A 14,574-nucleotide genomic window follows, 5' to 3' on the forward strand; every position below is an offset into this window, starting at 1 on the left:
CGTGTAACTTACTTTACATCACATTCATCAATTAGACAAGAGATTTACGGACATAAGTCTTCAACTTTATTATATATGTTAATATCATTTACATAAAACACAAAAAAGGAACACCCTTCGACAAAAAACGTCGTGTGTCCCTTGTTGTGTTCTCTCTTTTTTAACTGGGTCCAACTTGTATTTTAAGTTATGTCAGCTTATTTTTTGAATAAACCTCTGCGGTACATGACCGTGATAAAACGGTAAAAATCATAACTCGCCCCACTATCAATGCTGAACAATGGATTTTTGGTATCATATGCCAGTGCTGCATCAACGGCAGCTTTTGCCCAGACTGGAACTTCCATCTGCTGGCGCGCCTGCAGTTTATCGACCTGGGATTTCAACGCATCAAACGCTGCTTTCTCTTCGGCTGTCATCGGTTCGCCCCCTTTCGGTGGTTCGGTTGGTTTCGTGGGATTGGTCGGTTCGGATGGCTCTGGCGGCTTTGGTGTTGCTGTTGCATATCTCGCTCTCAATTCCGCTGCCGATCCTTCAAACTCATTCATATCCACGTTGCCGCTGATCCCGCTCACCTTGCCCGAGTCCGTATACTGCCAGAACGTCCAACGCTTCCAGGCAGACTGGTCATCCGGTACACGCGTGTTGCTGTAACGCGCAATCCATAGATCGTATGAGCTGAGTGATGTATCAAAATTTCCGGCAAATGAATTGCCCGTGTATATGATCGGTTTTACACCTGTGAGACGTTGTAATTCCGTTAAAAAAGCCTTGGCGACCGTGTTAATCTGAGCTTTGCTCAGGTTACCCGGATTATTCTCGTAGTCCATGACAGGAGGTAATTGCAGCGCCTTCGCGCCTCCTACTTTTTGTAATGTCGTAGCATAATGCGCAGCTTCAGCCTTGGCACCATCGGTAGTCGTTGCGCGGAAAAAATGATACGTCCCGACCAGCATGCCCGCCGCCAGTGCGCCAGTTACGTTTTTTTGGAAATTCGGGTCGATGTACGTCTGCCCTTCGGTAGCCTTAATGAATACAAAAGTCATGCCGTTTGCTTTCACTTTGGCCCAATCGATCGTGCCCTGGTAACGGGAGACGTCAATTCCCTGCGTGTTGCCCGAGCTTCTCGTTTGCATGTTTCTCACACCCTTTATGCGGCAAATTGCCGTTTGTATATAGTTAATGCTTGGGGATCAGGGGTTGCTTGTGTGCATGTCCTGATTGTTGGTAAAAGGTAAGTTTGGATGGCTAGGTGTAGCTACTTTGTGCCATCTCTTGTTTGTGAATTTGTGTCATCTGGATCTGCCTGTGAAAAAGAGTCTTTGCCACTCGGGGAGAAGTTACCGGGCAGTTCCCCGGTTCCTCCCTTGCCCTTGAGCACTTCAATAGCCTGCCGGATCACAGGTGGAATTGGTGCGCCCAGGTTGCCCCCATTTTCAATGATAGACAATAATTCATTCGCGATATAAAAAAAGGCGACCGCATCCCTGAACAAATGTCCGTCTCCCAGAACACCGTCCACCAGATGAGCCACCGATACCATTGCAAATATAAATACCTTTCGGGCGATACCGAACATGCCAACATTACTTTCCAACTTGCCAGTCATCCCTGCCGCCGCAATGCCTGTTAGGTAATCGAGGATGACGAAGACGAGTAACACACCTAGCACTCCTGACCAGCCGCCGAAGAAGTAGGTTACTGAGCTGCTCATGAGTGCAATTCCCCATTTCCATAGGGTGTCCCATCGTTCCATGGTTTCACCTCCTTAGGTTTATAAATACCAGCCTCAGTGGGCATAAAAATAGCGCTCCGATTTCGGGACACTTGTTACTCAGTAATCAGAAACTCCAAACCACTATCGGTCAGGATCTCTTTGACATCAGGTTGCAAAGTAGTGGGTACCGCTTTGTACTCGGTTTTACCCAAGATCACACGTTGAGCAAAAAACATAGCCATCATAATTGTGTCACCACCTTCCATGGTAGCCAACCTTGAAACGTTATATCACTGGTAAACCTGAGCGGCTATCTCCGCAATAACGTCTTCAATAAAGTCCGCACGTTCAGTCAAAGCTGCATTCTGTGCTTTCAGGAGAATGTTTTCCTGTTTGAGCTTATCCAACTCAGAAGGCTCTTCCGACTGCGGCTTGGTCAGCTCGTCAATCTCTTCCTGGCTCAGACCTTCTCTCCACAGGTCAGGAAACATTTCCTGCGGCCCATCCTCCAGTGCTTTCTGGTATGCCTCCCACCCCGCAATGTCAAAGCGTGGATGAAACAGGCCAGAAGGTACTGGCAGGCCGATCAAATAACCGACAATCTTCGGTTCCTGTTCTTCTTCCGGAGTTTCGGGCAGTTCTCCCTTCAGCTCAGGCAATTCGATCGGCGCATAAAAAGGGACGACACCAGAAAAGGCATCGTCCACCAACTCGTCCTCCAGATAGAGGCCATCTGTATTTACTTTAGGTACGGCTTTCATGTGATCCCTCCTTTATTGTTCGGCTAAGAATGATATGTTTATGGTTAGGTGTGTACTCTGCGTAGGGAAATTTGCTATTACATTCCCGCTTGCGTTCACATCCAAGTACGCAACGAAAGCATTTGTTCCAGACATAATAATTGACGGGATTCTGTTTGACATTTTAGGGCGGTATCCTGTAGGGAGAATAAACACTACCGTATTGGACACGCCACCAGTTATTATGCCGTTCACATGCACAAAACCCAAACTGTCCTTGTAGTACTGCGCTGGAAACGCCCCGTTACTGGATAACGTCCACCCGTTAAGTAACGTAGGCGTAATCCATGCCGGGACGTCCTTCTCGGCCTTTTTCGACTCAACAACGCTGATTCGTGCAGTAGCCTGTTGAACGTCCTGTACTAAGTTTGTAAGCAGTGCCTTTTCGTTCTCGGATACCGATCCAGTGAATGGAGCTATCGGTGACGTGTCCAGCATTAGGTACGTTACCGTGTATGCAGCCGAAACGTCGTATCCTTCAGGAACTTTCCGGGCTTTATAAGTCCCATACGCATACTGATCGGATATAAATTCCCATCCGTAGTCAAGTTGACTGTTTCGGTACATGGACAGTGGTTTAGACATTTTATTTTTCAAGGTTGTTCCTGATAAAGTTGTGTCATTGAATCGATAGTAACTGTTCGCAAGGACAGGCTTAATGCTCTCACGCAACACAATTCCCGTTCCTACTTCCACCTGATTACTGCCCTCAATTAACGTCAATTGTCCTTCTGACGTGATCGGTTCGACGACTGGCGTAGCAAGCTGGTAAAGGAGTTGGTATGGAGTCCAGTTCGGCGCTGGTGTTGTCGGGAGTATCTGCGTTGCCCCCGTAAAATCACCACCAGTTGAGCCATTCACTCCGTCAAAACGATAGCACCACGCCTTTATTTCCCCGCTTGCTCCGGTATATGTTGATGTACCCGCAGTATTCCAGTTGTACATTTTCCATCCCATGAAATACGCCTTAATCTCGTCGGCAGTCGGTGTATAGTTATCACCCCACCCACTATCACTAGTTGGAACACTTACCCCAATATAACCTCTAGTAGGGTCATTCCAATCCTGAATACTAAACTGATTTATGGTTACAGAAGGAGAACCGGGAGTAATAATCTCCCCGTTATATTTAGTCATAATGGGATATATACCTCTACTCCCTAGAGTAGCATCAAATGTAAACCGAACACACTTTCCGCCTGTGTATGAGTTGTAGTAGGAATACGTATTGGATTGATCTATAACTTCTTTCTTCCATTTTGTATATACAAAATATCTACCCTCTCGTTCAAATACCTGATCAGCGTTTTCTCCACTGGATGGATCAGCATGTAATTCCGTTTGCAAACTTAGTAAGGAATTTTCATTAACTTTAAACTGGCTAGCTGTATCTCCAATATTAAGCATTATATTACTAAATTCAAAAACGCCTGATTTATCCTCATTAATATATGCTTCAATTAATATATATTGGCAATCTTCGGGCGTTTTGAATGGGCCATTAACCACATCTATTGCAAGACTCGCTGGAAAATTCACACCATCAACTGAAAACCATATCTTCAACGCAGATTGAGAACCATTATTCAAGTGATAATAAGTGTTTGGTAGCGCAGACAGTGCTTTTGAAGAAGAAGACTCAGCAAAGCCAGTTGTTGTCTTGCTATGTGTCAAACTATAAGGTCCAGTGATTTTTGCATTAGTGTGAATCCTCTGCCACTCATAAAATGGTGGAAGTAGATTTTCACCATATCGAATAACATAAGGATTGGTCACAGATGATATGCTGTTCACATAAGGATAACTAGAAGCAATCATTTCATTGCTCATTCTAGTAATATTGTTTAACTGCACGGTGTCAATTTCATATAATCGGATCGAATCGAAAGCAATATTTCCTGTTAAATTTTTTACTCCACAATAAATGCCGGTAGCTAACTCCGTTCCATCAGCCTGAAAGGAAACAAAACTTAATGATTTTGCTATAGAACTAACTCTGCTTCCTTCATGATAACTACCATCTCCTTTACGAACAGCAATAAATGCTGCCATACCAACGTTACTAGTGCTTAAATCTGCAATTGCAATATAATATTTGCCCGCTGCCAATTTAGTAGGAATCATAAAAGACCTTGAGGTCCCAGTATTTTCTGAATCCCATGTTGCTCTAATTCCGGCAATCCCTTCCGTACGATCTGTAGTAGAGGTTACAAAACTGGTTGGTGATGCAGAACCATATATCAAACTAAATGGAGCAGTAGACTCACACCCACCATCACGCCCCAACAAATTCACGAGAGTCCGGCCCTTCAATCCTTCCAACTTAAACGCCGAGGCACGCTCAGCATGGACAATCTGCAATCCAGGCTCCAACGTAACGGATCTCCGCTTCTCCGTATCCAACCGTTCTTGAATACTACTCACCTGTGCCGCGGTTTCCTCAGCTTTTTCTTCGACTTTCCCCACACCCTCATCAACCTTCTCCCAGTTCTGATCCAAATATTTATCCAGATCAAAATAGGTCGTCGATGGCGAGGAACGGTCAATCTTATTCAAACCCAAATTCGGTGTTTTTGGTTCATTCATTTAAGCTCCACCTCCTGCAAATTTATCCTGTCGGGTCTGTTCGATCTCCTCCAGCGTCATGCTTTCAACTTCCGCAATCGTCAAATACCGTAGACGATACTCCACGGTCATATGTGTTGGTTTAATATCCTCAATTGCTGCTTTCAGATCGTCCAGATTGGGTGGCAAGCCCCATGTGTCGATGAAGCGGATTCGGATCAGATATTCCTCGGGCGAAACGGATACATCAATCCCGCCGCTCTCATAAGCCTGGGCCACGTTCTTAAGCATCGACCCGGAAACTTTGCCACTGCCGCGCATTTTGGAAATGATCACCGATCTCCGCTGGTCGTCCGGCTTGGCTTGATTCGTCGGAATTTGCAGATCCCGCTCATACCGATCCAATGCCCATGTCGCAGACTCCGGGTAAAACTGATCCAACACGCCATCCAATCCCTGAACTAGCCTGTCCAACTCCTGGCCTTCCGTCTGCGTGAGCAATTGCATTTCCAGCACATTCTCATACAACGGGGGCAAAAGAGTCATTAATACCTCTGCTTTACTCATGTCACCTTCACCGCCCCAAGAACAGCTACTGCGCCGGGTGCGATCTCCAGATTAGACATGCCGCCATTCACCAGCAGATCGCTATAATCAATCACGGGCGGAATGTCCAGAATGACATTAGCAATGCGTGTCCAACGGACAAGCGGATCAGCAAACGCCAGCTCTTTCAGATAGGCTGTAACACCCTTTTCAATTAGCGTTTTTACACCCTCATACGTAGAACCTGATGCAAGCGTGACCTGCACCTCAATATGAATGGGCACTTCCTCCGCACCCACCACTGTGACCACAGGTCCGATCGGAGCAGCGCCTTCGCCCATCCCATCCTGGGTTGGATCGATATAATTCTGCACTGCTTCAATCACTGCCTCAGCGGGTGCGTGCATTTCATTATTTAACAGCGCCACTTTTACCGTGCCCGGACCATCCCACAGCGGAAAAGCCTTCGCTTTACCTACTCCAGAGTTTTCTCGTGACCACAATTCATATTGATATTTGTTCGCACTTGTTATCGGACGGGATACTTTATCCTGATAGCGATCATATAACGCCTGATCCGTTTCCTCGTCCTCACCAGGAACAAGCAACTGTGTCAGTTCGGCTGTCGTCAGCCCAGCTATATAATCGATGGGCAGCAGCGTCCCTGTATATTCATTGCCTACAGCTCCCGCGACTTCACACTCCAGCACATATTGCCCCGCCGCTATTCGTTCCACAGTCAGATACACCCGGTCTCCTGTAGAAAAACGACTCTCCAAAGGAATCTCAACGGGTTTGCCTCCAGTATCTTTGAAGCTACCGACCCAACGTGCCTTAGTTGCCACTTTCCGCGTAATTCCTGACCAGGCCACTGCCCGATCAAGATACTCCCCGGAAGCTGTGTCCGCAAACTTCAGATTGGCGTTCACATCCAGCTCAATATACATCTGAGCCATTTCCACAGCAGCTGGCGCAAGCGCATCATAGATAATGCTGCCTTCACGCTTATCCACACCATCTGGCACCTTGTCCAGCATTCGATTCAAAATGACTTCAAACGTCTGCTCCTCATACATTCATGTTCACCTCCGTCTCTTGCCTGAAGCTGCCAAAATCCGTTTCAACGGTAAAAGATACCCGTACCCCATCTGCCTCGTGGACAAAATCGAACTCGGTTACATCCGAAATGCGATCATCCAGAAGCAACGCTTCGCGAATCCAGCGTTCCAGTTCCGATTCCACCATGGATCTCCCAGCCATTCCTTCCCAAGACCATTCCATGCCGTAATCCGAAGAATAGATTAGGTGCTCGTAGCGGCGTGTGGACAACGCTTTATACACCGCCTGTTTTACCGCATCTTTTCCATCCAGTTGCAGTCTTCCAATTCGCTGACCAGAAGCTTGGAACACATACGTCAGGCTTGGAAGAACAGCCACTTCTTCCTGATCTTCTGCGCTAATCTGCGCCCCCTGTGGAATCATGGATTCACCAGCCGATCCAGCACAACAAAGCTGTCCCCACCTTGAACACGTAACAACAAGACATGGTCACCCACTGTCCAAGCTTTGTTCGCTACGGATTCCGGCAGTACCAGAAAAGGCTCAGCCAATGCCAGCCGTTGTTCAACGCTAACCTCCAGAGGCTGTGTATTAGTCACGGTTCCGTACATTACCTGAACGGGAGACTTGGCATCTACAGCGGCCACCGCCGCCTTTTTAATCACGTCCAGCATCATTTATCGTTACACCACCTTCAAATCCAGTGACATCGTGTGCACGCCCCCCTGTACCTTGTGCGTACACTCATCCACCAGAAAATATTGATTTATCTTCAGTTCCTCAATCTGGATGTTGACATAACTGCCCGCCCTCACCTTGAAATCGCCGAGTGCATCCACTTTCAACGTCTGCGTCTCGCGGTTACGGAGCGTCATCAGGGTCTTCAGCATGGCATCAATCTGGCCTTCATTCAGGCCATCGTCCGCTTTTTGGTACAAAAAAAGCAGCCCCCATTGACGGATGCTGCCTGAGTCCTGATGAACAAACGTTTCTCTTTTTCCCGTATCCTTGTTATCCCGATACAGCTTGATCTTATTATACGTCTGGTCGTCAATCGACCGCGTATAGCTGTAATCCGTAAGCAGACTGTTATCCCCAATGACAAAGCCGTAAGGCATCTCTTCCACATCCCGAAGCACAAGCTTGCCGAAATCATCGTAGAAGATGTAGTTTTTGCCGCCATAGATCAGCGTCCGGTCCAACGCCTCACAGATCATATCGATCAGTTTTTTATTATCAAACAACATACGAGGAATAACATATTTCGGCTGGATCAGATCGCCCATCTTCAACTGAAAGTCAGTGGCAATTCGTTTGATCACATCCGTAGCGGTTGCGTTAACAAACTTGTACGTCTGATTCGCGGTTAGATAACGAGTCTGGTCATAAGCCTTGATTTTGACACTTTCGTCCTTGCTGCTATCCACCGAGAAGATGTATCCGTAAAATATGCCTACCTCGTTGCTGGTATATTTCACGACATATCCATTCTCATATGTGAATTTCGTATTCTGGTACAGACTGCCCTTGATCAACGTGAATTCCAGAGAGGAAGGCTTGCCGATGCGGGAGGTTTTGTACGTAATGTCGCTGGCAATCTCGCTTATGTCCCAGATGTTGCCCTGCTTGTCATCGATCCATAACCGCTCCTTCATGTTCCCCTGCTTATCGTCCAAACTTATCTGCTGCTGCATGTCCCCTCTCCTTTCACGGAAGCTTGATCACAAGTCCAATCGGTAGCTTCTTCAGTTGTGCATCCTTGATGCTATTCAGCTTCTGCAATTCTTTCCAGCGAGATCCATCTCCCAAATGGGCTTTAGCTAAAGACCACAAGGAGTCTCCAGCTTTGAGTGTGACGGTCTTGGGCTGGATTTTTTCATTGGGCCGTGAGGCTTTGGTTTTTGTTTTTGAAGCAGCAGTATCCTTGCTGTCCTTGAGTGGCACTACTTTTTTGGCGGCATAGAAAATGAACTGCTTCAGCTTGATATCATACTGGATATCGCCCACCGTACCCGCTGTCTCCTTCCAGTCAAAGCTTTCAATGGAGACAGCCATATTAATCGTGTATCGGGCGCTTGAAAAGAACAGTCTGACGGGTCTGCCTGTTTGCATCCAGCGAATAATCTTTTTCACATATTCATACGGATCACTGTAATACTCCTTCTGTACTGCCGGATGACTAGCATCGTAATTCAGATGATACGGACTGTAGTCCGCCGGAAAAATCCCGCTGAAACTGACTTCACGCAGCTTGGGTGACTTGATCACGTTAATCTCACCTAGCGCGCTAACATTGAACGTACTGCCATCCCCCGCATCCGAGAACTCGATGCTCTCTGGTGTCACCGGGAAATACATGTATTCGGATCGGTTATTGAAACTCAATTGAATGTAATATTCCATCTAACCGTACACCCCCTGGGCGCTGGAGACGATTTGACTGTTCAGTCCATCGGTGATTTTGCTGATAATGCTGTCAACGTCATGTCCACTGTTAATATCTCCTGTGGTGACCTGAACGGTTGGTGTCAGACTGACAAATCGCTGAATAGCCTGCATCTCTGCAAGCTCACGCATCAGTTTGAGATCCTCGCTCGTCACATCCACTGTGCCTTCTATGCCAGCAATTTGGTCCACTTGCCCCACGTTGTTGATCTTGTTGATGTTGCTCATGTTATTGGGGACGACTGCGGGAGCAGGAATTGTTGGCGTGGATGGCATGGATGGCATGGAAGGTGCTTGGGGTATTAAATCCTTGCCAAAATTGCCTGGTAATTCTCCTGAAATACTCGAAAATTTATCTTTTGTTGTATCCACCAAACCTTGCCCCTGATCCCAACCCGCATCGAATGCATCTTTATAATCTGCTGAGGCATCCATTCTCCACAGTTTCACAACATCCTTTTCGCTCTCAGGTGTGCTTGCTTCAAGATCATCCATCAGGCTTTTTATCTTATTGCTCATCGAATGAACATTTGAATCTGTAAGCAGATCAATACCTCCCCAATTTGTACCAAAAATCTTATTTAGGTAAGGTATCACTTTGTTTATGCCTTCTATGATCCAGTTGATCTGATCTTTGAAACCACCTGCGAAATCCTCAATTCCCTTCGTGATGTTGAATAGGATCTGTAGCACAATGAGTCCCATGTCAACAAACAGCTTTTTGAATGCATAGACCGGATCAATGAATAAATTAATGAAAAATTCAGCCCAGGACATTACATAATTAAGAATCGATGCAAAAATCGATCTCATGTGTTCATATACCATATAAAAATAACCGATTATCGTCCCAACCATATCTCCGGCTGTAACTCCGCATAATTGCAAAATATAAATGAGTAGTGCAATTGCAGCAATAACAAGCAACACAGGCCAATTAGCTACCAACCATGCCGCAGCGAGAGAATACACCTCAGCGATCACAATACCAAGTGAAATAATAATATTGTAAAGCAGCACCATAGCGATAGCAGTCAAAATAGGTGCAATAATATCCCAGTTTTCTTGCACGACTGTAGCAAAATTAATGAACCCATCCACGATAAACGCAACTACCTGAGCGATGATTGCAAATGCCCCACCAATCCATTCAATAAAAGCACTAAACTGGCCTGAGCTTATTGCTTCATTTAACCGATCAAGTACCGGAGACAAAACTTCCAACGCTTTCGTTCCGATTTCAGACAATATACCATTGAACTGGTTCACAAGAGCCGTCCATTTTTGCAATGGAGAATCAAGCATAGTATCAAAGGCCTGTTGTGTGTATCCCTGCATTTCAAGAACCGTCTGCAATCCTTGTATGAAGCCGTCAAGGTCTTTCGTTTGAATAAATTCACCCAAGCCAGCTCCATTCAATGCAATTTCCGGAATGTTAAATTGACTTGCCAAATCTGAGTTTTTTCCATTCATGGCACTAACAATGGCCTTTGACGCATCGGATAAACCTTGTCCATCCGGTGATAACATGCTCAAACGTTGAGTCAGTTCATTTAACTGATCTACCTGACCTATATTCTGTGCCAAAGGCAAGAAGCCTAGAGAAGATTTCAGTGAATCATTAGTGTTCTGACCACTTTTAGAGGCTTGATCTCGAAACTTATTATAGATGCCTTCCCCGAGCACCGGATCTTCGGCAGCAACCATGTAACGATACTTGAAGTCTTCTTCCTCAGCAGCCGCTTTTAACACGACGCTTCCAGCCGACTTGATCATTTGCAGCCACTTGGAGAGCTTGTTCAAATTATCGCCCAAGGAATCGCTTGTATCATCAGCCGTATCCTCCAGCTTTTCCATCAGATTAATGGTTACATTCAGTTGCTGGTTTACTTGATTAAAGTGGTTGGATATGTTCGTCTGATTAAATTGATTCAAATTAATCCGGTTAATCTGGTTGAAATTATTCAAAATTTCGGTTGTTCTCACCTGGACCAGATTCAAGTTGTTGATCAGATTATTTACGGATGGAGGATTGATTACATCAATCCTTGTATCGGACATTGATTTCTCCCTCCTTTCCCTTTTATTTCTTCCGAGCGCGACTCTTGGACCGCTCTTTCTTCTCTTCTTCCACCCGAATGGAGATCATGGCATAGATGGCCGCTCGCTCGCGTATGGAGAAGGCCATTAGTTCATGCGGAAGAATATTCAATTCATGGAGAGCGTAATAAGCCAGATTGGCTTCCGAATCGCCCTCTTTAATTAGTTTTTTACGTCATCCACCAGTTCGTTCATATCCTGATTGAAGCCGTTCAGCTTCTGTACCTGTTCTCCGAGTGAAGCAAATTCGCCAGGCAACAGCATTTTCCGCAAAAGCGATTCTGCCCCCATCACGCCATACGAACGTTGAAGCTCCGCATTTTTCAGATCAGGGTACACCACGCTGGCACTCATCAGGCGAGCCATGTAATCGTTGGCATCGATGTCAGGTGTGTAAACACCGTTCTTACCTTTGATTTTGCGCGTTGCTGCTTTACGGCACTCCTGGTTCTCGTCCTCGGTCATGCTTCGTAGTTTCCAGGCAACCGGCACGCCTTTCTCATCCTTGAAACGGTTAGATACGATAAATTCCTCCGTTGTATCCGCCGCTGCATTTTGTGCAAAAAACATACTCAATCCACTCATGTATAATTCCTCCTCTAAAGTTAAGCTCCCCACCGCATGAAGCGGCGAAGAGCAAATGTAATATGCCTAAATGCTTAGATGATGCACGTGAAACTAATATGATAATAGTGTAGCTACGGGCAATTATGTGCAGCTTATCTTCAAGTGAAGAGAGAGTGCACCAAGATTTGGTATGCCAAATAGCCCGTAACACAGGCAAGTTGAACAGGTTTATTTTACTAACCCGCTTATAAGTCAAACTCGTTATACATGTATGGTTCGTATGCCCGTAACAACTTTATTACTTTGGCAGATTAAACGATACAGGCATATCGACATCTTCAAAAGTAAAGCTCACTTCTTCCTCCAGCGCCTCCGCTTCGGTATCCAGGGATGCCATGATCACACTGTCAAGGTTTACACCTTTGAGGGTTACGGTCTGTTTGCCAATGGTAGACGAAGGATCTTCGTTGGTCACTTCAATGTCGAAGTAAGTGTCCACACCATTTTGCATGTACTGAAGCATCAGCTCACGGAAACGGGACGTGGTATAAAAAATCGTCATGGAACCCGAACCAGACCAACCGGTTGCTTTGTGCTGTACGCCACGGCGGCCCAACGTTTTAACCTCTGCTTTTTGTTTCTCCACCGTTGCTTCGAGTGTCTTCACATAGAACATTTCTTCCGTCTGTCCATTAATCGTTGCGTATGCGCGGCCTTCCTGGCCGGAGATCGTATCGCTTGCTTTCAAAAATGCCATCTTAAACCACCTTCACTTTCATATATACTTTTTCAACGGAATCCACAGGTTGGACCTGAATCTCGATCAGAATACTGTCGGTTTCATTTCCCGGAGTAACTGTGATATCTGTTTTGGAATCAAAATTTTGAATCGCCCCGATATCCTGAAGCTGCTTCAGGTAGGTGACACATTGGGAACGGAACAGGCTGCGCCCATCTTCGTTGTTGTTTACTTTGCCGATATAATAGGACTCGAAAATCCGTTTCATATCGTTAGCGATCCCATCGAGAACACGCACCACACGGTTTTTAGCAAAATGACGCGCCTTATCAGGTGTAGTGGAACGGAATGTATTCAAGTCCTGCTCTACTACCGCGCGGTTGCTGCTCGCCGTAAACACAAACTCGCCATTGCGCAGTGCCGCTTCCGTCTCGCTATGTGTCAACCGTCCATTCACATCCACCGCATCGTCATAGGCACGGAACGTCAGGGATTCATTTAGATTGGCCCCGGCTGTGGCTCCGGCTGTCCATGCTACGGTTTGTTTTGGTGTAAGAATGGTACCGTCTGTGAGCACAACACCATTTTTAACACTAATCACCCCTTCATGATCCGCAGCCGGGTAATCCGACAACACCAGTTGTACCTTCTTGCCCTCAGTGTCGCGCAAACGTTTGATGTAAGCAGTGTAGACTGACTTGAGTGTGGCATCGTCTGAGATCAGACCGACCGTGTTAAAATCCAGCACCTCTAGCTTGGTGAGGAAATCCGCATGCTCCTGGTTGGTTGCTGTATCATCCTGTCCACCTATTAGTGGAAGTGCAGCAGTTGTTGTGAGCGTGCCTTCGCCACTGAAGGTAGCATATGCGTTAGATTCCAGCGCTTCAATGGTAGACGCGGTTTGTTTGTCTACTTCTTTACCCGCAAGCAGAGTTGAAACATCGAATTGGTCCGGTTCATTGATATTGGCTGAGATTACAACTGCCAGATCATTACCGCGCACACCGCCATGCTGTGCAGTTACGGTTAGCTTGTCCAGTGTTGCCTTGGCTTTGGTCCCAGCATTTAGTCGGTAAAGAAGCAATGTCTGCGCCCGTTTCAATGCCTCGCGGATCAGCAGCAATTGCGGTGCTGTCCAGTCATAGCCCAATTTAGCTTGAACATCTTCACCTGCCTGTACGGTCAGGATTGTGCCAGCTTGTCCCCAAGACAATGGAAGTGCCAATGCTACCGTTCCCCGCTCACCTACCGTACCCGGCAATGAGCCCTCTGATGCAAAATTCATATATACACCGGGGCGTACCTTGTTTTGAGTCGTCCATGTTCCTCCAGCCATTATTGTGCCTCCCCATTCATAAATTGTTGGATGTGTTGTTGTGCTTCTTCCAATGTGTAAGTCTCTTGTTCAAGCAGAACTGCCGCCAAAATGTCTTTCTCCACCCGGCTGAGTTGCCGGGATTCGGCGAACTGTGCTTTGCTGTATTTTTGGATGGTTGCCTTGTTGCTTTCCTGGCTCTTACGCTCCGATTCCTTTTTCGTGAACATCGCAAATGCGCCTCCTATTCCTTTCATATAAATCCCTCACTTAATCAGTTATTCTTTAGTAGCTTTAAGTGTGGTGGGTCGCTGTTCCAGTTGCTGCATGGTAGAGGTGGACTCCGACACTTTGGTCGTTCGCATCGTGTAATACACCAGCAGCTTGGGTATCTGCCCCCATGTTTTCCATCGCAATTCGGTAGCACGATACGGCGTCCCTTCTACTTCAATGGTCTCTAATGCTTCGAAGAGCCTGTCCGGTAAAGCGTCTGGAATGTTGCGTGCATCAAGCCAGCGAATTTCAAAAGTATGGAACTGCACGAAGCGATCACTGCGTTCCCTAGTAAGTTTGGCAGATAAAAGGCGGTAGGTAAGGCCTGGGCTGTCTGGAGCAGGTGTAGTGCCGCCATTTGCTGGGTGGACCGGGATGTGAGGGAAATGCTGTGTGAGCGTGTTTGCGATGGTTGTAGTTAGTTGGTTTGTGGTCATGGTTCACCTCC

General features: G+C 46.5%; 17 protein-coding genes. All 17 read right to left on the reverse strand.

The window, feature by feature from the left end:
* Positions 1–197 precede the first annotated feature (197 nt).
* The 17 genes from P364_RS0125730 to P364_RS0125810 all read right to left on the reverse strand — a co-directional run bounded on the left by P364_RS0125730 (position 198) and on the right by P364_RS0125810 (position 14,563).
* Positions 198–1,136 carry a glycoside hydrolase family 25 protein gene (locus tag P364_RS0125730; RefSeq protein ID WP_024632914.1) on the reverse strand — a complete coding sequence of 313 codons (939 nt, stop codon included), beginning with the start codon at positions 1,134–1,136 and terminating at the stop codon, positions 198–200.
* Between the two features lie 122 nt (positions 1,137–1,258).
* The gene (locus tag P364_RS0125735) at positions 1,259–1,756 is read right to left on the reverse strand and encodes a phage holin family protein (RefSeq protein WP_024632915.1); all 498 of its coding nucleotides are present in this window, start codon (positions 1,754–1,756) and stop codon (positions 1,259–1,261) included.
* Positions 1,757–1,830: 74 nt separating this feature from the next.
* Positions 1,831–1,983, reverse strand: coding sequence for a hypothetical protein (locus P364_RS37910; RefSeq protein WP_173405250.1), 153 nt, complete (start codon positions 1,981–1,983; stop codon positions 1,831–1,833).
* Between the two features lie 24 nt (positions 1,984–2,007).
* Complete coding sequence (locus tag P364_RS0125745; RefSeq protein WP_024632916.1) at positions 2,008–2,478, reverse strand: hypothetical protein; 471 nt, start codon at positions 2,476–2,478, stop codon at positions 2,008–2,010.
* A 12-nt stretch (positions 2,479–2,490) separates the two neighbouring features.
* Positions 2,491–5,103, reverse strand: a complete 2,613-nt coding sequence (locus P364_RS0125750; protein ID WP_024632917.1) for a hypothetical protein — start codon at positions 5,101–5,103, stop codon at positions 2,491–2,493.
* Positions 5,104–5,649, reverse strand: a complete 546-nt coding sequence (locus tag P364_RS0125755; protein ID WP_024632918.1) for a putative phage tail protein — start codon at positions 5,647–5,649, stop codon at positions 5,104–5,106.
* Positions 5,646–6,704, reverse strand: coding sequence for a baseplate J/gp47 family protein (locus P364_RS0125760; protein WP_024632919.1), 1,059 nt, complete (start codon positions 6,702–6,704; stop codon positions 5,646–5,648). Before P364_RS0125760 ends, P364_RS0125755 begins: the two co-directional genes overlap by 4 nt.
* Positions 6,697–7,110, reverse strand: a complete 414-nt coding sequence (locus P364_RS0125765) for a DUF2634 domain-containing protein (RefSeq protein WP_024632920.1) — start codon at positions 7,108–7,110, stop codon at positions 6,697–6,699. Before P364_RS0125765 ends, P364_RS0125760 begins: the two co-directional genes overlap by 8 nt.
* The gene (locus P364_RS0125770) at positions 7,107–7,364 is read right to left on the reverse strand and encodes a DUF2577 family protein (protein ID WP_052016775.1); all 258 of its coding nucleotides are present in this window, start codon (positions 7,362–7,364) and stop codon (positions 7,107–7,109) included. The genes P364_RS0125765 and P364_RS0125770 overlap by 4 nt, the downstream gene beginning before the upstream one ends.
* Positions 7,365–7,370: 6 nt before the next feature.
* Positions 7,371–8,381, reverse strand: a complete 1,011-nt coding sequence (locus tag P364_RS0125775; protein ID WP_081718143.1) for an XkdQ/YqbQ family protein — start codon at positions 8,379–8,381, stop codon at positions 7,371–7,373.
* 13 nt (positions 8,382–8,394) lie between these two features.
* A complete protein-coding gene (locus tag P364_RS0125780; protein WP_024632923.1) occupies positions 8,395–9,090 on the reverse strand; it encodes a LysM peptidoglycan-binding domain-containing protein in 696 nt (231 codons plus the stop codon).
* A complete protein-coding gene (locus P364_RS0125785; protein ID WP_024632924.1) occupies positions 9,091–11,193 on the reverse strand; it encodes a hypothetical protein in 2,103 nt (700 codons plus the stop codon).
* A 201-nt stretch (positions 11,194–11,394) separates the two neighbouring features.
* Entirely contained in the window at positions 11,395–11,817 is a 423-nt protein-coding gene (locus P364_RS0125790; protein WP_024632925.1) for a phage tail assembly chaperone, read from the reverse strand.
* Positions 11,818–12,097: 280 nt separating this feature from the next.
* On the reverse strand, positions 12,098–12,556 hold the full coding sequence (locus P364_RS0125795; protein WP_017690162.1) for a phage tail tube protein: 459 nt from the start codon (positions 12,554–12,556) through the stop codon (positions 12,098–12,100).
* Between the two features lies 1 nt (position 12,557).
* Entirely contained in the window at positions 12,558–13,874 is a 1,317-nt protein-coding gene (locus P364_RS0125800; protein ID WP_024632926.1) for a phage tail sheath family protein, read from the reverse strand.
* Positions 13,874–14,083, reverse strand: coding sequence for a hypothetical protein (locus P364_RS35645; RefSeq protein WP_024632927.1), 210 nt, complete (start codon positions 14,081–14,083; stop codon positions 13,874–13,876). The genes P364_RS0125800 and P364_RS35645 overlap by 1 nt, the downstream gene beginning before the upstream one ends.
* Positions 14,084–14,131: 48 nt before the next feature.
* On the reverse strand, positions 14,132–14,563 hold the full coding sequence (locus P364_RS0125810; RefSeq protein WP_024632928.1) for a phage tail terminator family protein: 432 nt from the start codon (positions 14,561–14,563) through the stop codon (positions 14,132–14,134).
* Between the last annotated feature and the right edge of the window lie 11 nt (positions 14,564–14,574).

Source organism: Paenibacillus sp. MAEPY2 (assembly GCF_000499205.1).
In the GTDB taxonomy this organism is placed as follows: domain Bacteria; phylum Bacillota; class Bacilli; order Paenibacillales; family Paenibacillaceae; genus Paenibacillus; species Paenibacillus vandeheii.